Origin of the sequence: Sorangium sp. So ce406, assembly GCF_051474675.1 — a bacterium.
Taxonomy (GTDB): domain Bacteria; phylum Myxococcota_A; class Polyangia; order Polyangiales; family Polyangiaceae; genus Sorangium; species Sorangium cellulosum_G.
Genome location: NZ_CP150340.1, coordinates 1345507 through 1371476, shown reverse-complemented (window position 1 = coordinate 1371476; position 25970 = coordinate 1345507). Strand labels below are relative to the sequence as shown.

General features: G+C 71.7%; 16 protein-coding genes. 7 read left to right on the top strand and 9 right to left on the bottom strand.

Annotated elements, in window-relative coordinates; genetic code table 11:
* Window positions 1–2: 2 nt before the first annotated feature.
* Together WME96_RS05010 and WME96_RS05005 are read left to right on the top strand one after the other, a co-directional pair.
* Window positions 3–884, top strand: coding sequence for a UbiA family prenyltransferase (locus WME96_RS05010; RefSeq protein WP_437289027.1), 882 nt, complete (start codon window positions 3–5; stop codon window positions 882–884).
* Between the two features lie 369 nt (window positions 885–1253).
* Window positions 1254–2612 carry a hypothetical protein gene (locus WME96_RS05005; protein ID WP_437289026.1) on the top strand — a complete coding sequence of 453 codons (1359 nt, stop codon included), beginning with the start codon at window positions 1254–1256 and terminating at the stop codon, window positions 2610–2612.
* A gap of 59 nt (window positions 2613–2671) precedes the next feature.
* On the opposite strand, the gene WME96_RS05000 is transcribed toward WME96_RS05005, so the two are convergent.
* From WME96_RS05000 to WME96_RS04990, 3 genes are read right to left on the bottom strand one after another with little or no spacing between them, the layout of a single operon-like run.
* Complete coding sequence (locus tag WME96_RS05000) at window positions 2672–4045, bottom strand: alkaline phosphatase family protein (RefSeq protein ID WP_437289025.1); 1374 nt, start codon at window positions 4043–4045, stop codon at window positions 2672–2674.
* A 12-nt stretch (window positions 4046–4057) separates the two neighbouring features.
* A complete protein-coding gene (locus WME96_RS04995; protein WP_437289024.1) occupies window positions 4058–4969 on the bottom strand; it encodes a TatD family hydrolase in 912 nt (303 codons plus the stop codon).
* Window positions 4966–5622 carry an EboA domain-containing protein gene (locus WME96_RS04990; RefSeq protein WP_437289023.1) on the bottom strand — a complete coding sequence of 219 codons (657 nt, stop codon included), beginning with the start codon at window positions 5620–5622 and terminating at the stop codon, window positions 4966–4968. Before WME96_RS04990 ends, WME96_RS04995 begins: the two co-directional genes overlap by 4 nt.
* 539 nt (window positions 5623–6161) lie before the next feature.
* On the opposite strand from WME96_RS04990, the gene WME96_RS04985 reads away from it, so the two are divergent.
* From WME96_RS04985 to WME96_RS04975, 3 genes are all read left to right on the top strand, one after another.
* On the top strand, window positions 6162–7253 hold the full coding sequence (locus WME96_RS04985; RefSeq protein ID WP_437289022.1) for a PQQ-dependent sugar dehydrogenase: 1092 nt from the start codon (window positions 6162–6164) through the stop codon (window positions 7251–7253).
* Window positions 7254–7339: 86 nt separating this feature from the next.
* Window positions 7340–9190 (top strand): MYXO-CTERM sorting domain-containing protein, encoded by a 1851-nt coding sequence (locus WME96_RS04980; protein ID WP_437289021.1) that lies wholly within the window; start codon window positions 7340–7342, stop codon window positions 9188–9190.
* A gap of 153 nt (window positions 9191–9343) precedes the next feature.
* Window positions 9344–10105 carry a YdcF family protein gene (locus tag WME96_RS04975; protein WP_433933709.1) on the top strand — a complete coding sequence of 254 codons (762 nt, stop codon included), beginning with the start codon at window positions 9344–9346 and terminating at the stop codon, window positions 10103–10105.
* Window positions 10106–10202: 97 nt separating this feature from the next.
* Here the strand turns inward: WME96_RS04975 and WME96_RS04970 are convergent, their stop codons facing one another.
* The 3 genes from WME96_RS04970 to WME96_RS04960 form a co-directional block, all read right to left on the bottom strand.
* Window positions 10203–11327 carry a glycosyltransferase family 2 protein gene (locus WME96_RS04970; protein ID WP_437289020.1) on the bottom strand — a complete coding sequence of 375 codons (1125 nt, stop codon included), beginning with the start codon at window positions 11325–11327 and terminating at the stop codon, window positions 10203–10205.
* 164 nt (window positions 11328–11491) lie between these two features.
* Window positions 11492–13882, bottom strand: coding sequence for a peptidylprolyl isomerase (locus WME96_RS04965; protein ID WP_437289019.1), 2391 nt, complete (start codon window positions 13880–13882; stop codon window positions 11492–11494).
* Window positions 13879–14424 carry a YdcF family protein gene (locus tag WME96_RS04960; protein ID WP_437289018.1) on the bottom strand — a complete coding sequence of 182 codons (546 nt, stop codon included), beginning with the start codon at window positions 14422–14424 and terminating at the stop codon, window positions 13879–13881. Before WME96_RS04960 ends, WME96_RS04965 begins: the two co-directional genes overlap by 4 nt.
* A gap of 298 nt (window positions 14425–14722) precedes the next feature.
* On the opposite strand from WME96_RS04960, the gene WME96_RS04955 reads away from it, so the two are divergent.
* Window positions 14723–15556, top strand: coding sequence for an MBL fold metallo-hydrolase (locus WME96_RS04955; RefSeq protein WP_061615851.1), 834 nt, complete (start codon window positions 14723–14725; stop codon window positions 15554–15556).
* 73 nt (window positions 15557–15629) lie between these two features.
* Here the strand turns inward: WME96_RS04955 and WME96_RS04950 are convergent, their stop codons facing one another.
* The gene (locus WME96_RS04950) at window positions 15630–16469 is read right to left on the bottom strand and encodes a sigma-70 family RNA polymerase sigma factor (protein WP_437289017.1); all 840 of its coding nucleotides are present in this window, start codon (window positions 16467–16469) and stop codon (window positions 15630–15632) included.
* A gap of 432 nt (window positions 16470–16901) precedes the next feature.
* On the opposite strand from WME96_RS04950, the gene WME96_RS04945 reads away from it, so the two are divergent.
* The gene (locus WME96_RS04945) at window positions 16902–18785 is read left to right on the top strand and encodes a S41 family peptidase (protein ID WP_437289016.1); all 1884 of its coding nucleotides are present in this window, start codon (window positions 16902–16904) and stop codon (window positions 18783–18785) included.
* A 61-nt stretch (window positions 18786–18846) separates the two neighbouring features.
* Here WME96_RS04945 and WME96_RS04940 read toward each other — a convergent pair whose 3' ends face one another.
* A complete protein-coding gene (locus WME96_RS04940) occupies window positions 18847–23061 on the bottom strand; it encodes a DnaJ domain-containing protein (RefSeq protein WP_437289015.1) in 4215 nt (1404 codons plus the stop codon).
* A complete protein-coding gene (locus tag WME96_RS04935) occupies window positions 23058–25883 on the bottom strand; it encodes a protein kinase domain-containing protein (protein WP_437289014.1) in 2826 nt (941 codons plus the stop codon). Before WME96_RS04935 ends, WME96_RS04940 begins: the two co-directional genes overlap by 4 nt.
* Window positions 25884–25970 lie beyond the last annotated feature (87 nt).

Genomic DNA, 25970 nt, shown 5'->3' with positions numbered 1-25970 from the left:
GGATGACGTCACGCGCGCGGGTGTATCTGCGGCTCGGCCGCGTCTCGAACCTGCCCACGGTCTGGACGAACGTGCTGTGCGGCATGGCCCTGTCGGGGGCGGTCCTGCGCGCGCGCGAGGTGGCGCTCGTGGGGCTGGCGGTGTCGCTGATGTACGTGGGTGGGATGTTCCTGAACGACGCCTTCGATCGGGAGATCGACGCGCGCGAGCGCCCGGAGCGGCCGATCCCGTCCGGTCTCGTGAGCGCCCGCGAGGTGTTCGCGGTGGGGTATGGCTTGCTCGGCGCGGGGGTGCTGATCGTCGGCGGCCATGGGTACGCGGAGAGCCGGGGTACGGCGCCGGCCGTGGCGAGCGCGCTGCTCGCGGGGGCGATCGTGCTGTACGACGCCTGGCACAAGGGCAATCCGCTGAGCCCGGCGCTCATGGGGCTGTGCCGCGTGCTGGCCTATGTGACGGCGGCGCTCGCGGCCGGGGGGCAGCTCGGAATCGCGCTGTTCGGCGGGGGGATGGCGCTGCTGTTTTACCTGATCGGCCTGACGGCGATCGCGAAGCAGGAGAACCTGCTGGCGGTCCGCAGCCTGTGGGCGCTCGGCTTCATGGCGGTGCCGTTTCTTTATACGATGGGGACGCCGCTCACGGGAATGATGGGGATCGTCGCCTACGGGGCGCTCGTCGGCTGCGTGGTTCATGCGGTCAGGCTGCTCCGGGGGACGCGGAAGGACCGGATCCCGCGCGCCGTGGTGACGCTCATCGCGGGGATCTCGCTGCTCGACGCGGTGCTCATCGCGAGGACGGGCGCGCCGGGGGCCGGCGGCGCGGCGGCGCTGGCGATGCTGGGGTTCCCGCTCACGCTGGCGATGCAGCGGGTGGTCAGGGGGACGTGAGGACGGGCATCTGGGTCGGCAGCTCAGCCAGCCTTATCTTTGATCAAGACCGGGATACGACATCTCGATTCACCGGAGAAAAGCTCCATCATGTCACATCGCGCTCGAAGCTTTCAGGCTGGTCTCCTTGCGCTCATCTTCGCAGGGTCCGGATGCGCGCTCGTCCTCGGCCTTGACGACTTCGAAGACGCCTCCGGCTCGGGGGCTCAGGGCCCAGGCGGGGACGACAGCGCGAGCGTATGTACTCCCAGGACGATGGAGCAATGCTATAGCGGCCCGGAAGACACGGCAGACGTCGGATCGTGCAGATCTGGCCTACGGACCTGCAACGGCGATGGAAGCGCGTGGGGTGGGTGCAAGAACGAAAAATTGCCTGACCAGGAGAGCTGCGCGTTCGACGAGGATGAAAATTGCGATGGGTTCGACTGCACCTTGTGGGCACAGTCCTTCGGCAAGGAAGCAGTCGCCCACTCCGTGGCGACCGACAAAGAAGGAAGAATCTTCGCAGCAGGCCGTTTCTTCGAGTCCATACAGTTCGGCGCTGAGCCACTCGCGAGCGCGGGCGAAGCAGACGCGTTCGTCGCCGCCTTTGACAGATCCGGAAATCATCTCTGGAGTCACACGTTCGGAGACGCAGCGGCTCAGGAAGCGACATCCGTGAGCGTGGACGCCTCCGGCAACGTCATCGTGACTGGCGTCAGCAGCGGCACGATCAACTTCGGCGGCGTCGACGTCGGTCCTGGCGTCTTCGTTGCAAAATTCAGCAACAGCGGAAAGCACGCCTGGAGCCGCAGCTTCCCAGCGAACCCCATCAACGAACGTACGTTCGACGAATTTGTCAGGACTGTTCGTCCGAAGGTCAAGAGCACCCCGCACGGGGACGTCATCATTGCAGGGACGTTCAGGGGCAACATCGAGCTCGACGACACAACCCTCGTATCGGTTCCCGCGAACACGCTGGACATGTACGTCGCCAAGCTCGACGGGAGCACAGGCTCCACGAGCGCCGAGCAAGGAGGATGGGTGCGGAAGCTCGGCAGCTCCGACAATGACGCGTTGATCGACGTTGCCGTCGACCGTGGCGAGAACGTCATCATCACTGGCGAGCACCGGGCCACGATCACCTTCGGCGACCTGCCGGAGCTTGGTGGCTCCGGAATGTTCCTGGCCAAGCTCGACAGAGACGGCACCCCTGCTTGGAGCCATAGCTTCGCGAACGGCCATCCGTCTGCGCTGGACGTCGACACGCTGGGAAACATCTCGACGACGGGAAACTACGGCGAAAGCATCGAATTCGGAGACGACCGGACCCTCACGTCACCGGAAGGGCACACCGCCTTCTTTGTCGCGCAGTTCGACACGTCGGGAGACCACAGATGGAGCCGCGACTTCGAAGGAACCGGCCACAATGCGATAGCCGGCATCAGCGCTGACAGCTCCAACAACCTTGTGCTCATCGGCGAGTTCACCGAAGAGCTGAGGGTGGACCACGAGATCCTGGAACAGTACGAGCTTCCGTCTCCATGGGTGCTCAAGCTCGATGCGTCAGGGAACACGCTCTGGGCGAAGTCCTACGGAGCCCACGGAATTTCGTTCGGCGTCGCTGTCGAGACAGACCCGAGCAACGAGATCGTCATTACAGGCTCATTTTCTAGCGGGATTGACTTCGAGACGGGCACGTTGGAGGCAGAGGCTGACGCTCTGTTCCTCGCGAGGCTTGGAATCTAGCATCACGTCACATCATGCCGACCACGTGGGACTGCTGCACGAAATCGCGGGCATGAGTATCAGTCAAAGAGATGATTGAGCACGATCCTGCTGACATCAACGGCAAGAACACGCTCATCCGGCAGCAGCGAACCACAACTGGAAATGGCCAGCGGCCCTCGATCCAGACGCTCGTTCAAGCGCCCGTGAGATCCATTCACCAGTGCCGTATCGAGCGGGACCACGTCCATCAGATAGCGTAGCCCGAGCTTCTTCTTGAGGAGCCGCCAGCCTACGCTGGCTGGCAGGAAGCGTAGCTCGGGATCGGCAAAGAGCTCGACAGGATCGTACCCTGGCTTGCGATGGATGTCGACGGTCCTCGCGAACTCTGGGGCTTTCTCGTCATCGAGCCAGTAATAGTAGCTGAACCATCGGTCCTCTCGTGAGACCGCGACGAGCTCGCCCGACCGCGCATGATCGAGCCCGGCAGAGCGCTTGCCGTCCGCATCGAGGACGAAGTCCACCCCGGGCAGCCCTTCGAGGAGCGCCTTCACCTCCTGGATCCTCTCCGGACGACGCACGTAGACATGCGCCACCTGGTGGTCTGCCACGGCAAATGCCTCGGACGCGCCGGCATCAAGCTTCTCGAGCCCACGTTCAACGCGAACGCGCAGTAGCCCCTGCTCTCGGAGCGTTCGGTTGATGTGCACTGCCCCGGACACGCGCGTGATGCCGTACTCGGACAGGACGATCACGCGCGCCCCGTCCTTCTGCACATGCTCGATGAGCTCGCCGCAGACGGCGTCCACGGCGCGGAGGTCATTCTTGATCGCGGGGTGATCCGGCCCCAGCCGTTGCAGGTTGTAGTCGAGATGCGGGAGGTAGACCAACGTCAACGTTGGACGTCGCGTGTCATACACGTGGCGCGCGCACCGCGCGATCCACTCCGTCGACCGGATGTCCGCGTTCGGCCCCCAGAAGTTGAACAGAGGGAACTCACCCAGCCGGAATACGAGCTCATCGCGCAGCGACGCCGGCTCCGTGTAGATGTCCGGCAGCTTGAGCCCGTCCGCCCAGTAGATCGGCCTCGGCGTCACCGCGTAGTCTGCCGAGCTGTACATGTTGTACCACCAGAACAGCTTGGCACAGGTGAACGTCGGGTCGCGCCGGCGCGCAGCCTCCCAGATCTTCTCCCCCTCCACGAGCTGGTTCGCCTGGCGCCACAGGTTCACCTCGGCGATATCGCGAAAGTACCAGCCGTTCGCGACGCAACCGTGACCGCTCGGGAGGAGGCCTGTCGTGAAGGTCGACTGGACCGTGCACGTGACCGCTGGCAGCACGGTCTGCAGCGGACGCATGGCGCCTTCCCGAGCGAGCCGCTGCAGGTTCGGCGTGGCGTCGCCGAGGAGCTCGCCGGTGAGCCCGACGACGTTGAGGACGACGGTGCGATGCATGGGTCTGCTCGTTCAGCTCTTCACGACGGGGGTCTGCCCCCGCAAGACCGAATTGCCCTCGAACAGCGCGCGCTGATCCACGGCGGGCGTCTCGCCGAACTCGGTCAAGTCAAGACGACCGCTCTGGGCGAAGAAGGCAAGCGGGTTCTTCCACACGATCCGCTCGATCACCTCGGCGGCGATGCCGTTCTCGCGCATCCGCGCCGCCGTCTTCGGCACCTTCAGGGGATCGCTCACGCCCCAATCCGCGGCGCTGTTGATCAGGATCCGCTCGGCGCCGTACTTCTTGACGAGCGCAACCATCCGGTCCTCGTCCATCTTGGTGTTCGGGTAAATTGAGTGACCGGCCCAGCAGCCTGTCGCGAGCACGAGCGGCAGCGTTTCCTCGTTGTTGTGGTCGATGAGCACGCGCTCTTCCGGGAACCGAAGCTCCCGCACCAGCGCGAGCGTCCGCTCGGTGCCGCGCTTCTTGTCGCGGTGCGGCGTGTGCACGAGGATGGGGAGATCGTGCTCTCTCGCGAGCTCGACCTGCTGGGCGAAGTACTTCTCCTCCTCCGGCGTCATGTCATCGAACCCGATCTCCCCGACCGCGACCACGCCCTCCTTGTCGAGGTAGCGCGGCAAGAGGTCGATCACGCCCTGCGCCACGCGGGGGTTGTTGGCCTCCTTCGGGTTGAGCCCCATCGTGCAGAGATGGCGGATGCCGAACTGGCTGGCCCGGAAGCGCTCCCAGCCGAGCAGGGACGCGAAGTAGTCCTCGAACGTTCCGACGTGTGTCCTCGGCTGGCCGAGCCAGAAAGCGGGCTCGAGGACGGCGACGATGCCCGCGGCGGCCATCGCCTGGTAGTCGTCCGTCGTTCGCGATGTCATGTGGATATGAGGATCGAATAGCTTCACTGGTCCCTCCGACGCGCGCTGCTTCATTCGGGGATCCGCGTCGCGCGCTCGTGCTCGTGCTCCAGGGAGAGCAGGCCGATATCGGCCGGGACGCTCCGGCCAGCCGCCCTCCGCTCGCTCGCGAAGTCCTCCGCCATCCTGGCGAGCTCGCCCGATCGCCGCTGCTCCAGCCCGACGATCCGGGCGAGCGCCACGCCCATGAACATGGCCTTGAGGACCATCTGATTGAAATTGAGATCCGGAAAGTGAGCCGCCGGGTAAGGATTCTCGCAGGCGATCGCCTCGAAGGCGGGCAGCTCGTTCGTACGGCACGCATCCACCGCGAGGGGGACGAAGCGCTCCGCTCCGGTCACGAACGGCAAGGTCCGCAGGAGCGCCTGCCGCTCCCGGCTGTCGCCCTGCTGGTAACAGGCCCACAGCAGCGGATCGAGATCCGATGCGGGCAGGTTCCTCGAAACCAGCGCGATCATCGTTGCCCGGCCGAGTTCATCGAGCCGCCAGCCGTCGATCGCCGCAGGCACGCCGGCAGCCTTCAGCACGTCCCGCTCGTCCGCTTGAAGGACGAGCGGCGCCTTCCCTAGCGCGCGCGCCGCCGCGGTGAACGTCGCCAGGAAGCGGTCGCGATCGAACCAGGCAGACGCGTCGTGCGTCGATGCGGCGCGCTCTGCCCCCAGACGCACACCAGTCACCGCCTTGACGCGCTCCAACCAGGATGCAGCGGCCGGCGGAATCCGGCGCGACAGGATCTCGAGCAACAGTAGGGAAGGGTCTTGCATTGTAGTCGCGCTCGCCGGTTCCGGATGCTTCTGGCAGGGCGGACACGCGGCGCCAAGCGGCGGAAAGTTATACCAAGGGGCGCGCTGTTCGGATAGCCTCCTACGGCATGATGGACCAGAAGCGTTTCCTTTTGTCTTTCATGCCGATCGCAGCCGCCCTCCTTGGGCTGGGCGTCACCCTGAATGGCTGCGGGGGCAGCGAGACCGGAGCTGGCGGGGGAGGAGGCGGCGGTGGAGGATCCGGTCCCGGCGGACCGGGCTCCGGGGGCGGCGCGTCGACGGGCTCGCCGGTGAGCAGCGGAACGGGATCGAGCACCAGCGGGACCAGCGGGACCAGCGGGACCAGTGGGACCAGTGGGACCAGCGGAACCGGAGCCGGCCCTGCGACCGGGACTGGCGCCGGTGGGCATGGGACCATCGAGTGCGACGAGCCGGGCGGGACCGTGCCCCCGCTCAAGCTCACGGAAGTGGCGAGCGGCTTCGAGCTTCCTCTGTTCGTGACGAGCGAGCCGGAGGACGCCAGCCGGCTGTACGTGGTGGAGCAGCGTGGGAAGATTCGCCTGGTCAACGGCGGCGAGGTGCAGAGCGCTCCGTTCCTCGATATCGCCGCGGACGTCTATCAGACCCCCGGCAACGACGACGAGCGAGGGCTCCTCGGGCTCGCGTTTCATCCGGACTACGCGGAAAACGGCAGATTCTTCGTCTATTTCAACACGAGGTCACGCACGCTGGTCCTCCGGGAGTACAGGCGCTCGACGAGCAACCCGGATCAAGCGGCCCCGCAGTCACAACGCGAGTTCTTCTCGATACCGGTGCTGGTGGGCAATCACAACGGCGGTATGCTCGCCTTCGGCCCCGACGGCATGCTCTACATCGGCGTCGGTGACGGAGGCGGCGACAGCAGCAATCCGGACCCGAACAACAACGGCCAGAACATCAGCGTGAAATACGCCAAGATCCTGCGCATCGACGTCGATAGGTATCCGACGCCCCCGGACGGCAATGTCACCGGCGGAGATCCGGACGTATGGGATTACGGCTTGCGCAACCCGTGGCGCTTCACCTTCGATCGCTGCAGAGGTGATCTGTACATCGGCGACGTCGGCGGACGACTCTTCGAGGAGATCAACATCGAGCCGCGCGGCCAGGGCAACAAGAATTACGGATGGAGCGTCACCGAAGGGAGCACCTGCCTCAAGGCAGACGAGCCGCCGGGGTGCACGTCGCCGACGATCACGGCGCCCGTCCACTCTTACGATCACAACCGCGGCGACGGTTCAGTGACCGGCGGATACGTCTACCGTGGCAGCACGATCCCCGCGCTTCGCGGCAAATACCTGTTCGGCGATTTCGCCACCGACAGGATCTGGATGCTCACCTGGAAGGACAGCCTCATCGAGCCCAGCAGCTCGCTCAGCCAGGACCTCGCTTCCGAGAGCACCATCCAGGGTCTGGCTTCTTTCGGCGAGGACGCAGCCGGCGAGCTGTACGTCGTCTCCTATGGAGGGAGCGTCTTCCGGATCGATCCGGAATAGATTGCACCGCGTCCATAGGGACGCGCGCGATGGGTCACCGCTGGTATCACTCCTGAAGCGCAGCTTGACAAGTCTGGACCTGAGCCATGCAGAGAACCTTGAAATTGGCGGCCGGGTGGGCGCTCGCGATCGGGCTGCTAAGCCACGAGGCAGCGGCCGGGATCGATGACCTCCAGGGCACCACGCCAAACGACATGCCACAACCGAACAACCTCGGCACCGCCGAGCGCTGCGACGGTTGCCATCTAGCAGAATCCGAGGACGCTCGGGATTACATGCCCATGGACACATGGGCAGGCACCATGATGGCCAATGCTTGGCGCGATCCCGTCTTCAAGGCGGCCCTGACGATCGCGAACCAGGACGCCGCGGGGATCGGCACCTTCTGTCTGCGCTGCCACTCCCCCATCGGCTTCCTGAATGGGAGGGCGACACCTCCGGATGGCTCGGGATTCGACGCCGAGGCCGGCGGCGACGGCGTGGTCGTCGACGGCCAAGGCGTCAGCTGCAACGTCTGCCACCGCGCGCTGCCGACCAAGGGAGACGATAATACGGAGTCGTACTTCCTCGGGAATGCTCAGCTCGTCTTCGATCACTCACCGGAGGCCGCTGGGTTCATCAACACACCCGTCATGTACGGCCCTTACGAGAACATTGCCTCCAGGTCTCACGTCGGCGAGCAGGCCCCCATGCTCGCCGACTCCCGGTTTTGTGGCCAATGTCACCAGGTCACGAACCCGGAAGTGATGCTGCGGGACGCGAGCGGGCAGGACACGAACATCGAGTTCCCTCTTGACACGACCTACGAGGAGTGGGCCTCCAGCGACTTCGGCGATGGTAAGCCGAGCGAGAAGAGCTGCATCGACTGCCACATGCGCAGGAAGGCCGGGGAGTGGACCGTCGCCGACAACGCGCCGCTCCGCACCGACCCGCGCGACCACCTGATCGTCGGCGGCAATCACTGGGGCATCCAGGCCGTCATGGCGGCCGACCCGACCCGCGCCGCGGAGCGCGCCACCTCCTTCCAGCTCGCCCTGGACCGCACCCTCGAGAGCCTCGCCTCCGCCGCCTCGGTCACGCTCGTCGAGGCCCCGGAGCAGGCTGAACCCGGGGGCGAGATCACCGTCACCGTGCGCGTCGAGAACCTCACCGGTCACAAGTTCCCGACGGGCTACGCGGACAGCCGGCGCGCCTGGATCGCCGTGTTCCTCGTCGATGAGGCCGGGGTCGAGCGGCCGCTGCTCGGCGGCTACGACGCCGATACGGGCGAGATCCAGCGCGCGCCGGCGACCCACGAGTACCGGGCGGTGCACGGGCGGTGGAACAGCGAGGCGGGCGCCGGGGAGAAGGGGGAACACCTCGCGCTCCATGACATGATCATCTCGGATACCCGTATCCCGCCGAAGGGCTTCGTCCCGTCGCAGACCACCCAGCCGACCCAGGAGATCGACTTCAGCGACGGGAACGGCGGATACCGCAACCACGACGAGGCGCGGTTCACGCTCACCGTGCCGGCCGACGCCTTCGGCGCCCAGACGCTCTCGGCGCGCGTCTACTACCAGTCGATGATCAGAGAGTACGTCGAGTTCCTGCGATCCGCGAACGTCACGGACAATAAAGGAGAAGAGCTCATGGCCATCTACGAGGAGACGGGCGAGGCGCCGCCCATCCTCGTCGCAAGCGAGGACGCGCCGATCGATCTGGGAGCTCCGCCCGACACGACCGGCAGCGGCAGCGGCGGCGGTGGCGGTGGCAGCGGTGGAGACGGCGTCGGCGGGAACCCGACCGGCGGCGCCGCCGACGGAGCCCGCGACGACGGCGGATGCGGCTGCCGGACGCCCGGCCACGGCCACGACCGGTGGCTGCCCGCAGCCCTCGCAGGGCTCGCCCTCGCCTCCGCCGCTGCCCGGCGCCGGCGAGCGCACCGGCCCCGTTGAACATCAACCCACCAGATGAAGAGGAAGCCTTGCCCGGGACACGGGCGAGGCCCTGAGCGCGTCCGTCCCGCCTCCTCGCGCGACGTTTTTCGCTCGCGTCGCTGCCCGGTGCCAGCATAGACACGTACCGAGCGCCCCACGGCGAGCCTCGCCTTGCCCATCTCCCGCCTCGTCGATCCCCTGTTCCTGATCCTCGTCGCCACGGGGCTCGGCCTCGCGCTCTCCGGCGGCGACTGGAGCTACCGCGCGCGCCGGTCGAAGGTCGGCCGAGCCCTCGCGTGGAGCGCCTGGCTCGCGCTGTGGCTGCTCTCCATGCCCTGGGTCTCGAGCTCGCTCGCGCGTCGGATCAGCACGCCGCCGAGAGACCTGCGCGCAGACCTCGCCGGGACCCCGCCCGAGCGGCGGGTCCTGATCATCCTCACCGCCGGGATCGACGCCGACGAGTTCGGCGAGCCCGCCATGGAACGGCAGTCGGCGGCTGGCCTCGAGCGCAGCCTCGGCGCCGTGCGCGTCTACCGCGAGCACGGCTTCGGCCACGTCATCATCTCGGGACGGGACGTCCAGCGCGCGCCCACCGAGCTCGCCGGCAGCATGGCCGACCTGCTCGTCGAGCTGGGCGTGCCGAGGAAGAAGATCATCCTGGAGACCGAGTCGCGCGACACCCGCGAGAACGCCATCCACTCGGCCCGGATCGCCCGCAGCCTCTCGGCCGAGAGGGCGGTGGTCGTGACGAGCGCGCTGCACATGCGGCGCTCGCTCCGCATGTTCGAGCGCGCAGGCCTCGACGTCCTCCCCGCGCCGGTCAGGTTCCAGTCGCTGCCGCCCGACGGCGTCGAGCGGCTGTTCCCGTCGTCGCTCGCCCTCTACCGATCGCAGCGCGTCGTCCACGAGCTCGTCGGTCTGATCGAGCCGTGACCGCCGCGGTCACGGCTCCGCGCTCACGACGTCGCGCATTCTCTGCCGTCGCGTCCTCTCACGCCCTCGCGCCGTCGAGCGCCCTCGCGCCGTCGAGCTACCAGGTGACCTTCTGCGACCCGCGGAGGAAACGCCACAGGCCGACCACCGCCGCCGCGTTGAGCACCACGAAGGTGCGCGCGAGCGCGCCGAGCTTGCCCGCAGCGCCCCCGAGCACGGCGAGCAGATAGAACGCCGCCTGCCCCCCGAACAGCGCGCGCGTCGCGTAGAGCGTCCACGACACGTCGCCGCTGGTCTCGGCGCCGAGCCAGGCGACGGTCGACGTGATCAGCAGCGCGACGAGCGCCCAGGGGCACACGAGGCGAAGCAGCTTGTGCGAGAAGACCTCGAACCAGGACGGGTTCCTGAACGGAACGAGGAGCGCCGGCAGCAGCGAGAAGAGCTGATAGTTGCCCGCGAGCGTGCGCACCTTGCGGCCGAACTCGCGCTCGTCGCCGAAGGCGTCGTCGTACGCGATCGCGTCCTGCGCGAAGAGGATCGCGCGGCCCTCGAGGCGGAGCCGCATCGGCACCCACATGTCATCGAGGATGACGCCCTCCGGGAGCTGGCCCATGTCGGCGCGCCGGATCGCATAGATGGGGCCAGTCACCCCCACCATGCTTCGGAACCGCCCCTCCTGGAGGCGGATCCAGTTCTCGTAACGCCAGTAAGCCCCGGAGCCCGCCGAGCCCTTCAGGACGAGGTTGCCGGAGACGCAGCCCGCGTTGGGGTCCGCCAGCAGCCGCACGAGCGCCCGCAGCGCGCCGGGCACGAGGGGCTGGCGGACATCGGTCATCAGCAGCACCTCGCCCGTCGCGACGCCGAGCATCGTGTTCACGCCGATCGGCTTCCCGCGCCGCGCCTCGCTCACGATCACCTTCACCCGCGGATCGCGCTCGGCGAGCTGCCGGGCCACGAGCACCGTGTCGTCGGTCGAGCCGTCGGAGTAGAGCAAGACCTCCAGCTTGTCGCTGGGATAGTCGAGCGCGAAGAGGCTCTCGACCTTCGCCGGGAGGTACGACGCCGCGTTGTAGACGGGGATGCACGCCGTCACGGTCGGAAGGTAGCCCGGATCCTCCTTCCGCTGCGCCGGCCACAGCCGCGCGAGCACGCCGATAACGATCGGGTACCCGAAGTAGGTGTACACGAGCACCGCCACGGCCAAAAAGGAGGCAATTACCACGCTAAACTGTAAAGCGCCGGTCGGGGGCAGTTGTCAATCGACATGGATGCCCCCGCCGCGGCCGAGCGGTTCACGCCGCCTGCGCGCCACACGCCGCTCGGCGCGCGACGCATGTCGCACGTTCGTCACCGCATGACGCCCCACGCGTGGCGCGCCGCACGCGATCAGTTCCGCACCTTCACGCTCCGGATGACGTCTCCGTCCACGAGCGCCGCCCACGGCCCGGCGGCGGCGCCGACGGCCGCGTACTGTCCGTCGAGGTGCGGCGCGCGCGCGTGCATGACGAAGAGCTGGCTCGATCCGGTGTCGCGGCCGGCGAGGGCGACGCCGACGCGGAGGGGCTCGAACGGGACCGGCGACGTCTCGCAGCGGAGCGCCGGCCTGCCGGGAGGACCTCCGGCGCCGTCGCCGAACGGCGCGCCGAACTGGGTGACGAAGCCGGGCACAACGCGGTGCACGATCTTGCCGTCGTAGTATCCCAGACGCGCGAGGTCGACGAAGCGGGTCACCGCGACCGGCGCCAGCGCAGGGTCGAGCGTCATCGTGAGCTCGCCGGCGTCCGTGTCGAACGTCAGCACCGCCGGCTCGCGCACGAGCGCTGACGCCTCGGACGGCACCTCGCCGACCGGCGGCGCGACGAGCGGCCGCCCCGCGGCGCCCGCGTCGCCCGGCAGCCCGGCGTCGCACGCGACCTTGCGGCCCCTGAGCACGCCGAGCGCCGTCCCCGCGTGCGCCCGCGTCGTGGGGTAGCTCGACCTGCAGAGCTCCTCCAGGCGAGCCTCGGCCGGCCTCAGCGCGAGCGCCCCCGCCGCGTCGATGACCGCGCCGATCAGCTCCGGGTCGTCGCGCGCGGCGGGGCGATCGAGGATCGCGATCAGCGCGGCCTCGATCGCCGGCGACGTCACCGCGGCGGGAGCGTCCTTCCCCTCGCGCCCCGCCCTGCGCTTGCGCTTGCCCTGCCCCGGGGCCTCCGACGCGCGCTGCGGCTGGCGCGCGATCACCTCGGCCGCGGCGGCGACGAGGCCCGGCTCCTCCGCGGCCAGCGCCTTCGCGAGCAGCTCGGGCGCCCCGGCGATCTCTTCATGCGAGGCGATGAGCTCGATCGCGGCCTCCCTCGCGCGCAGCTCGCCCGACCCGGCGTAGGCGCGGAACGCGGCGAGCCGCGCGCCCGTGATGGCGCCGCGGCCGATCACCTCGACGACCGCCCGCGCGCCGATCGAGCCGCGCACCGGCGCGCCGGCGTCCGGCTTGCTCTCCGGGTCGCCCGGCGCCGTGACGTCGCAGCCGAGCAGCAGCGGGTCGCGGAAGTTCTCGCCCGCGAGGAGCCTGGCCGCGCCGCAGCGGAGCCACGCGACGCGGCGGAGGATCGCCGCGGGCGCGCTCGGCGGCGGCGGCAGGGCGGCGAGGTCGCGGAGCGGCTTGCGCGCGGCGCCCGCCGCGCCGAGCGCCTCGAGCGCGGTGAGCAGCGCGCCGAAGTCCTCGCTCACGAGGCCCGTGAGCGCGATCGGGTCCGCGCTCGGGACGAGCGATACGACCGCGTCGGCGAGCGCGCGCTGGCCGGGCGCGCCGAGCCGCTTCAGCGCGCGCGCAGCCTCGGCGCGCTCGCTCGCGGTGAACACGCCGCGCGTGGTGAGCACGCGGGCGAGCTCGCCGACGGCCGCCTCCCCTGCCCTGCCGAGCGCGCGCACCGCGAAGAGCCGCGCGTCGCCCGCCTCCGCGAGCCGCGCGGCGGCGACGTCGCGGATCCGCGGGATGACCGTGAGCGGGACGTGCTCGAGCCGCCCGATCGGGTAGAGCGCCTCAGGCACCGGCGGGCTGGCCGCGCTGCCCGAGGCGAGGTTGAGCAGCGCGACGAGCGTCTCCTCCCGCAGCTTGAGCTTGATCGCCGCGAGATCGCCGAGCGCGTACGCCGCGTGGACCGCGCGCTCGCGCGGCCCCTCGAGCCACGCGACCAGCGTCGGCTCGGACGCCTCGGCGCCGCACCGCCCGATGGCGCGCGCGAGCGCGCCGCCCGCGTCGAGCCGCGGAGGTCCCGCGGAGGCGCCGCTCGCCGCCGCGCCGCCGCCCTTCACGGACGCCGACGCCGCGGGCGCGGCGGCGCTCGGGGCGGCCGACAGGCCCGGGCCGGCGTCGCGGGCAAGAGCGCGCGCGACGAGCATCGAGACCGTCTCGCCCTCGTGCTCCTTGCAAGAGGACCCGAGGCCGTACGCGGCCCACGCGATCACCTCGTCGTCCTCGTCGGCGAGCGCCCGCACGAGCCCGGGCCGCGCCGCGTCTCCGCCGATGCGCGCGAGCGCGCGCGCGGCGGCGCGCCGCACGTCGACGTCGCGGCTCTGCTGGTCGGCGGGGCTCACCTCCAGGGCGGCGCGGCGCTGCTCGGCGGCGAGGAGTGCGCCGAGCCGATCCTGCGCCGCGCCGGCGGCGGCCGGAGCCGCGGCCGAGCTGCCCGCGTCGGACGCGGGGCCGGACGCCGGCTGCCCGTCGCAGGCGGCGAGGGGCTGGGACAGCGCGAGCAGCGCGAGGAGAGAGGACGAGCACCTTCGCGGAATGATCACGTTTCACCCTGCCGGGCGGCGTCGAGCAGCCAGTCGGCGCTCTCGCTGAGGATCCGCCGGCGGCGCATCGCGCGCGCGTCGAGCCACATGGAGACCACCTCGTGACCGCGTTGCCACGCGCGCGCAACCGCCGGCGCGCTCACGTGCGGCGACGGCAGCGCGCAGGCGTCGATCCCGACCTCGCGGAAGTTCTGGAGAGCCCTCGCCATGTGCCAGGGACAGGTGACGATCGCCGCCCGTCGCGCGCCCATGCGGCGCAGGAGGGCCGCGCTGAAGATCGCGTTCTCGTGCGTCGTCAGCGACCAGAGGTCCTGGACGATCGCGTCCGCCGGGACGCCGGCGCGCCGCAGCTCGGCGGAGAGCACGCGCGCCTCGATCTGCGCGCCCCAGCGGCGCCCGCCGCTGGCGATCACCCGCGGCGCGACCCCGTCGCGGTAGGCCTGCGCCGCGGTCGCCGCGCGGCGCGCGCCGGGGGCCGCCGGGCGCCCGGACGGGAGCATCCTGCAGCCGAGGACGACGATGGCGTCCGCGTGGAGCGGCATGGGCCCGACCATAGCCCATCGGCCGCGGCGTTCGGTGCCGCCCGCGCGGGGCCGCGCCGCCGCCCGCGCCGCCGCCCGCGCTTCGCCGGCGCCGCCGCCGGTTCAGGCGCCTCCGCGGGCCGCCGCGGGGCCGGCGACTACCCTGCAACTACATTGGCGCCGTGCCCCTGCTCCCCCGGCCAGGTCTCCACGTCTGCGACCTTCCTTGCTCCCGGAGCACCAGGCGGCTTGACGCTGCCCGCGCTCGGAATCTAATAGCTCTACCTTGAAACGGGCGGGGTTCAGCGAGCGAGGCAGGATGCGGATCAAGATGTGGGGGGTTCGCGGAAGCATCCCCACGCCCGGTGCAGGCACGGTCGAAGTCGGCGGCAACACGAGCTGCTACGAGATTCGTGCTGGCGAGACGCTGGTCATCCTCGATGGCGGGACGGGGCTCCGTCTCCTCGGCCAGGATCTGGTCAAGGAGATGCCCTTCGAAGCCTGGATGTTCTTCAGTCACGTGCACTGGGATCACATCCAGGGCTTCCCCTTCTTCACGCCGGCGTTCGTGCGCGGCAACAAGATACATCTTTACGGCGGCCTGAACGTCTCCCGGACGCTCGAGGAGACGCTCGCCGGGCAGATGGACTACCCGAGCTTCCCGGTGCACCTCACGGAGATGGGCGCCGCGATGACCTTCCGCGATCTCTACGAGGGCGAGGTGGTCACGATCGGCCCGAACGACGACGTGCGCGTGACCAACGCGCGCGGCAACCACCCGAACGGCGTGTACGCGTACCGCGTCGAGCACGAGGGCAAGGTCGTCGTGTACATCACCGACTCCGAGCACTACGCGATCGTGGACCCGAAGCTGAAGAAGCTCGCCATGGGCGCCGACGTGCTGATCTTCGACGCCATGTACACGCCCGAGGAGTACGCGGGCGAGGTGGGCGGCGGCCCGAAGACGGGCTGGGGTCACGCCACGTTCGTCGCGGGCTGCGAGCTCGCGAAGGCGTGCGGCGCCAAGCAGCTCGTCCTGCACCACCACGACCCGAACCAGACCGACGCGATGGTGCGCGAGAAGGAAATGCGCGCCCGGGAGCTCTTCCCGAACACCATCGCCGCCCGCGAGGGCACGGTCATCGAGATCTAGGCGCTCTCCGACGAGCGTCGCGCGGCGGACGGCCCCCGCGGGGCGCGCAGGGGGCGCGGCCGCCGCCGCGGTGTCACGCGCTCTTCGCCATCGGTTCCCCGTTCGGCTCCCGGGTGATCTCCTCGATGCGGGCGCGCATCCGCTTCTTCGCGCGCTCCTCGATCTGCCGCACGCGCTCCTTGCTGACGCCGAAGTCGGCGCCGAGCTGCTCGAGCGTCACGGGGCTGTCGGTCAGCCAGCGCTGGTTCATGATGCGGCGCTCGCGCGGCGACAGCTCGTTCACGACCTGGAGCAGCGCGCGCGAGAGCTGCTCGCGCTCGTCGGCGTCGCAGGCCTCCTCCTCCGGCGTGTGCGAGCTCGACGCGAGCCGGTCCACCGGGGCCACGCCGTCCTCGGTCGGCGAGCGCTCCAGGCTGACGTCGCGCGCCATGAGCAGCGGGAGCAGCTCGGTCGCCCGCTCCTCCGTCAGGCCGCTCAGCTCGGCCAGCACCGCCGGGTCCTTCTCGTGCGTCTTGCGGTAGATCCGCAGCGCGCGGCGCTCGCTCTTCGACGAGCCGAGGCGCACGATCCGATACCCCCGCGCCACGTGCTCGCGGATCTCCGCCCGGATCCAGTACGCCGCGTAGGTGGCCAGGCGGCAGCCGCGGTCCGGATCGAAGCGCTCCGCGGCCTTCAGGAGGCCGATGTTCCCCTCCTGGACGATGTCCTCCATCGGGAGCCCCCACCGCCGGTACTCGAGCGCGATCGTCATGACGAAGGGCAAGCACGCCTCGATGAGGCGCCGGCCCGCGTCCCGATCACCAGCGCGCCAGCGGAGCGCGAGCTCCCGCTCGGCCTCCGGGCTCAGGGTGGCGTAGTTCGCGAGCTCTGTACGATAAGCCGAGAATGCCGCGCGATCCCAGGTGGTGTTCATGGTCTCTTTAGCTCTCCGCCGCGCGCGCCCGATCGAGGAGGACTGGGTTGGGAGACCCCTGCAAGCCGGTGGGCGGCACCGGGGCAGATGCAGGCGGGATGCCGGGATAAACCTTAGGAAATCGCCTTTTTTTGCGCTGGAATGCGCAACGTGTTCGGATCCCCGGAGGGACGCGAAAGCTTTGCGGGAAAGCGGAGGAGCACGAATGCGCGGCGGTGAGCCCAGATCCACGGCGCGCGAGCGGCGGAAGCGGACGGCACCAGCGCCGAGCCTCCGGCGCCCGGGGGTCGGCAGGGCCGCCGGCGCCGCCCACGAGGCCCGTGCCGGCGCGGGTAGGACGATGACGACGGCGACGAGGACAGGCGCGCCTGTCCTCGTCGCCGCCGCGGTCGCCCCTGCCCCTGCGCCCGGCGTCGTGGTATTCGGAGAGCAGTGAGGACACGCGTCGCGAGCTCCGTCGCGTGCATCGCCGCAAGCCTGGCGACGCTCGCCTTGCTCTCGCGCGAGGCCGAACCGCCCCTCGCGAAGGCGCAGCGCGGGATCGCGCGGCCCCTGCTCCACGCCCTGTCGCCGGCGGACGAGGAGATCGACGGCGCCGGCTGCGACCCCAACGCGCTCGACCGCGGCATCGCCGTGCCGACCGGGGCGCCGACCTCGCTCGGCTGCGATCAGGCGCGCGCCATCATCGCCCAGGCCCGCACCACGCTGGCCGCCCCGCCGCTCCACGTCGATCCCGCAAAGTTTGCCGAAGCGACCTCCGACTGGCTGGATCCGCACGGGTTGTGGTCGGTCGCCCCGGACGCTCCCGTGGGCGCGTCGCTGCGGCGGGACGCCGCCGCGCTCCTGGCCGAGCTGCATGCGCCGGTGGGGAGCGGGCCGTGCCCCGTGGCGCTGCGCGTGGGTCAGGAGCTCGCCCGGTGGTCGCGCGAGCTCGACGGGATCTTCGGCGAGGGCTACCAGCGCGGCCTGGCCAGCCCGCCCGCGACCCTCGCGGCGGCTTGGGAGCTGATGTCCTCGGCGCCGTTCGAGGACGGCGAGGTGACGCGGAGCGCGCGGGACCTCGCGCGCGAGCTCGGCCGCGAGGTCGGCGGGCTGCGCGCGCGCTTCGGAGAGCCGCTCGCCCGCTACGCCGACGCCGTGCGGGAGCGCACGGCGCCGTCGATGAGCGACGAAGGCTGGGCGCGCGCGGTGATCGCGGCGGCGGTGCGCGCGTACGTGCCGCAGCTCGACGCGCACGGGGCGTGGGCGCCGCTCGAGGAGGAGGTCTCCATCTACGATCTCGATCTCGAGGCGCACCCGCCGGCCCGCCTGTGGCAGGAGATGACGCGCACCGCGATCGGCGTGCGCATCGACCGGGGCGCGCTCGCGCCGCTCGCGGACGGCGACGTGGTGCTCCGGATCCAGGACCTGCCCATCTCCGGCATGAGCGTCGAGCAGGCCGAGCAGCTCGCCGTGCTCGCCGACGTGCGCCCCGGGACGACCGCGCGCGTGGCGGTGCTCCGGCGCGGGGCCGCGGCGCCGCTCGAGTTGACCGTCGCGCCGCAGGCGACCGGGCCGCAGCCGGCGGAGCCGGGGCCCTCGGAGCTGCCGCTCGACGTGGTGCGGTACGGCGACGGCAAGGTCGCGGTGATCACCATCCCGGACGTGCCGGACGACCTCGGAGACAGGGTCGCGGCGGCGCTCACCCGGGCGCGGGCGCAGGGCGACACGCGGGGCGTGATGCTGGACGTGCGCGCGAACGGCGGCGGCTCGACCGACGGGGCGATCGCCGCGCTGGGGCTGTTCCTGCCGGGCGTGCCGCTGTTCCCGATGCGGCGCCGCGACGGGGGCGTCGAGGTGGAGCGCTCGCCCGACGTCCCGCCGGAGCGCGGCTGGAGCGGGCCGCTCGCGGTGCTCGTCGACGGCGACTCCGCGAGCGCGGCGGAGATGATCGCCGGCGCGATCGCCAGCTACCGGCGAGGCGTGGTCATCGGCGATCGCACCTACGGCAAGGGGTGCGCCCAGGAGTACCTCGACGACGACGCGCACGTCGGCGTGCTGCGGCTCACCACGCTGCTCTACGCGCTGCCCGACGGCGCGCCGGTGCAGAAGGTCGGCATCGTGCCGCAGGTGCAGCTCTCGCTGCCGGCCACGAACGAGCGCGAGGCGCGCGTCGACCGGGCGCTCGGCCCGTGGCGCGGCCCCGACGTGCGCGATCTCCACCGCGTGCGCGACGTGCCCTGGCCGGCGCACGCGGGGCGCGTGGGGCCCTGCCGCGAGGAGACGGTCTGCCGCGCGCTGCGGTCGCTCGGCGCGGTCCGCGCGGCGGCGCGCTGACGCGCGGCCGACGTGGACGCGCGGGCCTCTGCAGCGGCGCGCGCGAGCGCCGGCGGCGCGCTCAGCGCTTGAAGAGCTTGCCGAGGAGGCCGCCGGCGGGGGTCGGGTCGTTGGTCGTCCGGCTGCGCATCTCCTGCACGCGGACCTCGCGGATGGCGTCGAGGTTCTTGGGGTTGATCTCGGCCGCCAGGCGGAAATCGCGGATCGCCCTGTCGACGCGCCCGGAGCGCTTGAGGAGCATGCCGCGGTAGAAGAGCGCCCGCTCGTAGCGGGGCTCCTTCTGCAGCACGGCGTCGAGCGTCTGGATCAGATCGTCGTAGTGCGCGCTCGTGGCCCCCTCCGCCAGCGCGGGCGGCTCGCCGCGCCGCTGCGCCTGGATCCACGCGAGCAGCGTCATGTACTCGGGCTGCTCCGGGTCCTCGTTCAGCGCGCGCCGCGCGCGGATCTCGGCGCCCACGAGATCGTTCTTCTTGAGCAGGACCTCGGCCTTCTGGAACTCGAGCGCGGCGTCGACGACGCGGGCGATCTTCTCCTCGTCCTCCGCGGGCGACGGGGCCTCCTTCGGCCCCTGGAGGTACTCGGCGCGCCGCCTCGGATCGCTCAGCGTCTGGTACGCCTCGCTGATGCGGGCGAACACGCGCGCGATCAGCGGCTTGACGTCCTGGAGCTCCGGGGGCGTCCGGTCGGGGTGCCACTGCTTGGCGAGCGCGAAGTAGGCGCCCTGCACGCGCTCCGGAGGGGCGTCCTCCGCGACGCCGAGCATCTCGAAGAAGCTCTCGCCGTCGATCGCGGCGGCGCGCGCCTCGATGTCGGCGCGCCGCGCCGCGAGCTCGGGGCTCAGCCCGGCGCGCGGCAGCGGCGGGAGCTCCGGCGCGAGCGCCGCGGCCGCCTGCGGCTTCGCGGGCGCCTGCGGCCTCGCCGCCTCGGGGACGCGCGCCGGCGGCGGAGGCGCCGCCGCCTCGGCGCGCCCTCCCCCGCGCGCCGCCCTGCCCTCCGCGCCGACGACCGGCATCTTCACGGTGGGCGCCTGCTGCGGCTGCGGCTGCGCGCGGGCGCCGGGAGCGGCCGGCGGCGGCTTCGGCGCCCTCGGGTCCGCGCCGCGGGGCGCGCCGCCGGGATCGCCGCCGGACGCGCGCGGCTCGAACGACGCCGCCGGCCCGGAGCCCGCCGCGCCGCGCGCCTCCGGCGCCGCGGACGGGGGCGGCGCGGTGGTCGTTCGGCGCGGAGCGACCGGCTCGGCGAACGGCGATCCCGATCGCCTGCTCGACGGCGCCGCGGCGTCGTCGGGGTGCCTCGGCGATGCGCGGCCCTCGGCCTCGCCGCGCGCCGGGCGCGGCCCGGGGACCGTCGAGCCCGAGGTGGGCCGCGGCGAGCGCGCCGCCGCGCCGGGCGGCTCGCGCTGCGGGGCCTGCCCCGCGTCGGCCGGGGGAGCGCCGGCCGCGCGGTCGCGGCCGAGCCCCACGGGGCGCCGGCCGGGGGCGCCGAGATCGAGGTGCCGCGTGATCGCGAGCGCGTAGATCGTCAGCCGTACGACGCGCTCCTGCGCGACGCCGGCCCCGACCAGCTCGGCGATCGTCATGCGCCGCGTGCGCAGCAGGTCGACCACGGCCGCCTCGTCGCGGTGGAGCTGGAACCGCTTCATCTCGGCCTCGACGTGGAGGCCGAGCGGCCGGCTCTGGATGCGATCGAGCGTCGCGTCGATCGGCGGATCGTCGGCGTGGAGCCGGACCCCCGCCATGATCACCGCGAGCGGCTCGCACCCGATGAGCTCCGGGCCGCCGTAGGACGACAGCAGGTTCTGGCCGTCGTAGTAGGCGTACCGCGTCGCGGGCGAGAGGTCGTAGAGCGCGACCAGCTTGCGCACGAGCTGCTGGCGGAGCACGGCGAAGACCGTCTCCCGGTCGAGCAGGCCGCGGGAGACGAGCAGCCGGCCGTGCAGCACCCGCCGCTTCGTGATGTCGCGGAGCGTCTCTCGGACCGTCACCTCGTCGAGCAGGCCGAGCTCGACGATCACCCGGTCGAGCGGGGCGATGATCGTCCCGGTCCAGATCTTCGCCGGCACGCCGTCGCTGAAGAAGATGCCGTGGCGGACGCCGTCGGGGTCGACGAAGCACGTCGTGCCGGTGAGGCGCCGGTCGAGCATGTACACGAGCAGGTGCACGAGCGGCGTGCGCGCGAGCGTGCCCTCCGCGGTCGGCGGATCGGCCGGCAGCGACAGCACGGCGATCGGGCCGGCCATGGCCGACGGCGGCAGCTCGGACTCCGGGCTGCGATCGCGCCGCGGCGGCTGCTCTCCCCAGCCGTGCGTGCGCGGCGTGGACGAGCGCGCGCTCTCCTCCGGGACCTCGTCAGGCTCGCTGTCTGTCTGCACGGACCACGACTCCTCTCGCTGAGCGCCCGGAAGCGCGTACGGGTCCTCCGCGGCGGCGGGCTCCTGCTGCTGCGGTGGATCGGGCCAGCGCGCCGTGGTGCGCCCCGGCCGCAAGGTCGGCGAGCGCTTGCCGGACGGCGCCGGCGGCAGATCCGCGAGCATCCTGGCCTCCGCGCCGCCGTCGTCGGGCAGCGCGGCGTCGGGCGACGACGCGGGCCCGCGGCCGGCGTCGCCGGGCCGCGGCTGCGTCCTCCGCCCCGCCGGCGCGCTGGTCATCGGCAGCGTGGGCGACGAGGGCCGCGTGATCGGCTGCAGCGGCGGCATGCGCAGGTTGTTGAGGGGCGACGCCGGCGGCGGCACCGGGATGGTGCGGATCGCCGGCGGGTCCGCCGCGCTCGCCGGCGCGCGGTGCGACGCCTGCGGCGCCTCCTGGACCGCCGCGTAGGCGCGCATCGAGGCGACGGCCGGGTCGTCGCTGGTCGCGACGATCCGGCGGATGTGCCGCGTCGGCTCGCCCTGGCGGGGCCGCTCCGCGAGATCGACCTCGAGCGCGCGCGCGGCGATGGGGCCGCCCGATGCGTCGAGGACGAGCCGGACGCGCGGCTGCGAGTAGCGGGCCGGGTGCGACGGCGTCTGGACGACCAGCGCGACCTCCCCGGTCGAGAGCTCCACGAGGGTGCCGGTCGGAAAGATCCCGAGCGCCCCGACGAGCAGCCGAAGCACGGCGCGGTCCGCCGGATCGGCCGCCTCCTGCTCGAGCTTGGCGATCGCCTCGTCGGCGGAGAGCGGCGCCTCGCCCGGCGCGGCCGTCAACAGGTCGTTGAACGCGCGCGCGGTCGCGAGGATGCGCGCCTGCAAGGTCGGCTGGCGGAGCCCGCGGTAGACCGGGCCGAGCGCCGGCTGCCGCCGCACCCAGTGCGCCTCGTAGGCCACCACCGTGCGCATCACGCTGGGCTCGTTCACGAGGCCGAGCGCGGTCAGCACGACGGCCGTGCCCGCGGGGACGTCCGCCTCCTGCTGCTCGCTGAGCTGCGGGACGAGCCCGCCCGCGCCGCCCTTCGCGGCGCCGGTGAGCCGCGGCCGCGCGGTGTCGAAGAGCAGCGCCGCCATGGAGAGCCGCTGCAGGAGCACGACGTCGCTCGTGATCTGCCGGGCCATCGCGAGGCTCAGGATCGCGGTGTTCACCGCGCGGCCCGCGTCGTCGTGGTTCTGGTTGCGCAGCGCGGTGACGCCGAGGAAGGCGGGGGTCTCGTTCGCGGAGAGGTCGACGAGGCGCTGCGTGATGCGCTTGACGCCCTGCCGCAGCGCGTAGCGGCCCTGCCGCAGGTCGTCGTAGAAGCGGCGGATGATCACGATCGCCGTCGCGTAGGTCCGCACGATGGCCGCTGCCTCGTCGCCCTCGCGATCGATCGAGACCTCGCGGCGGAGCACGGCCTCGTCCACGGCGCGCAGGCGGACGCGCGGCGCCGGGCGGTCCACGAGCGCCGGCTTGCTGCTCCGGAGGGCCTCGGCGAGCGCGGAGGCGAGCGCGTAGAGGTCGCTCGCGCGGACGTCCTTGGCGACGCCGATCTCGGAGTAGCCGCAGCGGCCCAGGATGTCTCCGAGCTCGAGCGCGCCCTCGTAGACGGCGCGGTTCGCCTTGAGGAGCTGCCCGGAGACGAAGACCGATCCGCGGGTGAACAGGATGGAGACGTTGTGGCCGGAGCGCTGGCCGAAGTCCTGGATCAGCGAGACCGTCTCCTCGACCTGCCGCACCATGGCCTGGTTGTCGATCGAGTGCAGCGTCGAGAGCTTCACCAGCCGGAAGAGCGCCTGCACCACGCTGGCGGCGAGGTCGCGCGCCTGCTCGCGCCGGACGTTCTCCGACATGTTCTGGCTGATGACGTCGACCTGGGGCGCGGTCACGGGAGCTCCCCGGTCGTCGAGATCCGCTTGCCGAGGCGCCCGGCGATCGCCTCGGCGGCGGCGCTCGCGGCGTCGCGCAGCGGCTGGCTGTTCCAGGGTCGCCGCTTCGCGGCCGCGAGCGCGGCGTCGAGCGCCTCCTGCGAGCGCGCCTCGCGCCCGAGCAGCTCCGCCGACAGGCAGCGCGTCTGCTCCGCCGCGTCGTCCGCGAGCAGGCCGTGCCGCTGGAGCAGCTCGACGGCGACCGACTCGCCGCGCGCCGGGTTCAGCGTGTAGAGCGCGCCGAGGAACTCGCGCCGCTCGTCGAGCGTGAGCTGGTGGAACGAGCTGTCCTGCACGCGGCGGACGAGCAGCGGGCCGGCCGCGCGGACCTGGTGGTGCGCCAGCGTGCGGAGCGCCGCGACGCGCACGTCGGGCGGCGCCGACTCGGCGAGCGCGAGCAGCTCGTCCCTGATCTGCTCGGGGCTCGTCGCGAGGTGCGCGATCGCCTCGCAGCGGAGCGCCGCGTTCGCGCACCCGGAGAGCCGCTTCAGCGCGCCCAGGGCGCCCGGCGTCCTCGACGCGGCGAACATCTTGAGGATCGGGCGGGTGACGTCGAGATCCAGCGTCATGAGCGCGTCGACGACCCCCTCCTCGTGCCCGGGCAGCGTCCGCTCCAGGTGGCCGAGCAGCGCGCGGCGCAGGGCCTCGTGGCCGACCTGCCCGACGACCTCCATCGCGACCGGCAGGTACTCGGGGCCGAACCGCTGCAACACCGGCGCGAGGCGCTGCGCGACGAGATCCAGATCCACCGGGGCGGGCGGCGCGGCGGCGCCCGGCGTGCCCGTCATGAGGACGCGCGTCGCCTCGCGGAGGAGCAGCCGCATCGTGTCGGGCGGGAACATGCCGCGGGTGAACTCGGCCGCGAGCGCGCCGCCCTGCTGCCTGGGCGCGAGCGCGTCCAGCGCCTTCTCGACCGCGTCGTGCATCGCGAAGAGCGTGTCGAAGCGGCGCGCGAGGATGAGATCGCGCGCCGAGGCGGCCATCGGCTCGGTCACGAGCTCGACGTCCTGGTAGCGCTTCGCGTTCAGGAAGGCGTCCGCGACGACCTCGACGAAGCGCTCGCTCCAGCGGTCCGGGCTGAGCACGAGCTGCGTGCCGAGCGCGCGCTGCGCGACAGGGTCGAGCGCGAGCGCGCTCGCGGCGCGGCGCGCGGCCTTGAGCGCGGCCGCGTCGGTGTCGATCACCATCGCGGCCGCCTCGGCGCGGTTCGCCTTCTCCTCGGCGGCGCGCCGCGCCATGCCCTCGAGGTCGTCGGCCTCGTGCCAGAACTGCTCGCGGTCGGCCGCGTCGCCCTCGACGAAGACGCTCACCACGTCGTAGCGCACGTGCTCGAGGCGGCGCTCCCACAGGGCGGCCGCGACGTCGTCCTCGGGGGCGAGGTCGCGCAGCGGATCGAGCAGCAGCACCTCGCAGAGCGCGCGCAGCTCGTCCTCCGTGATGCCAGGCAGGAGCTGGACGCGCCGCACGCCGGCCGCGAAGAGGTTGTACGGGACCAGATCGAGCGGGTGCGACGGCTCCCAGACCGTGCGCCGGCGGTGCTCGAAGGCGTACGGCGAGAGCGCCCAGTAGACGAGGTTCGCGTCGGCGCGCAGCGCCTCCACGATCGCCTGGAAGGCCGCCCGGAGCTTGTTGTCCGCGTCCGGATGGCTCCAGCCGTAGTGGCGCACCGCCGGCAGCAGCCGCTCCACGCGCCGGAACACCTCGGTGAGCCGCGCGACCGCGGGGTCGTCCGGCTCCGCGTCGTCCAGCTCCTCCTCGGACGCGGGCTCCTCGGGCGGCCGCAGCCCGACGGCCGTGGGCGAGTCGTCCGGCGGGGGGCGCAGCGTGCTGTGCGGCGCGCTGCGGCGAGGGGCGGACGCGCCGAGCTCGTCCAGGATGCGCAGCACCTCCTGCCGCATCTGCGCGGCCGACTCGTAGCGGTTGCGCCGATCCCAGGCGAGCGCCTTGTCGACGAGGCCGATGACCGAGGCGGGCAGCTCGGGCGCGATCCGCGCGAGCGAGGGCGCCGGCGTGGTCGCGGCGAGGATGAAGGCCTCGTTGTCCGAGCGCCCCTGGTGGAGGCGCTGCCCGCTGAGCACCGCGTACAGGGTCGCCCCGATCGAGAAGAGGTCCGCCCGGCCGTCGACCCCCTCGGTCAGCCCCATCGCCTGCTCGGGCGCCATGAACGAGGGCGTCCCGAGCGCCGTGCCGGCCTTGGTCTTGTCGCCGGGCGCGCCGCGCAGCCTGGCCACGCCGAAGTCGAGCAGCTTCACCGCGTTGTCCTTCGTGATGAAGATGTTCGCGGGCTTCAGGTCGCGGTGGACGATGCCCTCGGCGTGGAAGCTCTCGAGCGTGTTGAGCACCTCCCCCGCGATCCAGAGCGCCTCGGCGGCGGGGAGCTTCCGGCTCTTGCGCTTCCAGAGCTGCTGCACGGTCTCCCCGTCGAGCAGCTCCATGACGAGGAACGGCTCATCCTGCTCGGTGATGTCGTCGTCGAGGATCGCCACCCGGCCGGGGTGATCGATCTTGTTGGCGACGTACCCCTCGCGCAGGAACCGCTCGCGGATGCCGACGTCGCGCGCGAACTCGGCGTGGAGGATCTTCAGCGCGGCGCGCGAGCCGTTCCGGTGCGTGGCGGCGTACACCGAGGCCATGCCGCCCACGCCGAGGAGGGCGTCGATCCGCCACTTGTTCTTGACGGTCATCCCGACGCGGGCGCGCGCCCGCTGCTTCTCGTCCGGCGCGTCCGTGACCTCCGAGGGCGGAGGGAAAACGGACTCGGGGATGACGCCGCGTGAGGTCATTTGGCCACCGGAAGGCGGCAAATCGTATCACCTCCGCGCCCTCACCAGGCTCCGGATTTCACGCGCATTTCGCGCGGGAGGGCGGCC

What these genes read in the sequence shown, in the direction of transcription:
- WME96_RS05010 (WP_437289027.1), top strand. Translation starts at nt 3, where the DNA reads ATGACGTCACGCGCGCGGGTGTATCTGCGGCTCGGCCGCGTCTCGAAC.
- WME96_RS05000 (WP_437289025.1), bottom strand. Translation starts at nt 4,045, where the DNA reads ATGCATCGCACCGTCGTCCTCAACGTCGTCGGGCTCACCGGCGAGCTC.
- WME96_RS04995 (WP_437289024.1), bottom strand. Translation starts at nt 4,969, where the DNA reads ATGAAGCAGCGCGCGTCGGAGGGACCAGTGAAGCTATTCGATCCTCAT.
- WME96_RS04980 (WP_437289021.1), top strand. Translation starts at nt 7,340, where the DNA reads ATGCAGAGAACCTTGAAATTGGCGGCCGGGTGGGCGCTCGCGATCGGG.
- WME96_RS04960 (WP_437289018.1), bottom strand. Translation starts at nt 14,424, where the DNA reads ATGCCGCTCCACGCGGACGCCATCGTCGTCCTCGGCTGCAGGATGCTC.
- WME96_RS04955 (WP_061615851.1), top strand. Translation starts at nt 14,723, where the DNA reads ATGCGGATCAAGATGTGGGGGGTTCGCGGAAGCATCCCCACGCCCGGT.
- WME96_RS04950 (WP_437289017.1), bottom strand. Translation starts at nt 16,469, where the DNA reads ATGAACACCACCTGGGATCGCGCGGCATTCTCGGCTTATCGTACAGAG.
- WME96_RS04935 (WP_437289014.1), bottom strand. Translation starts at nt 25,883, where the DNA reads ATGACCTCACGCGGCGTCATCCCCGAGTCCGTTTTCCCTCCGCCCTCG.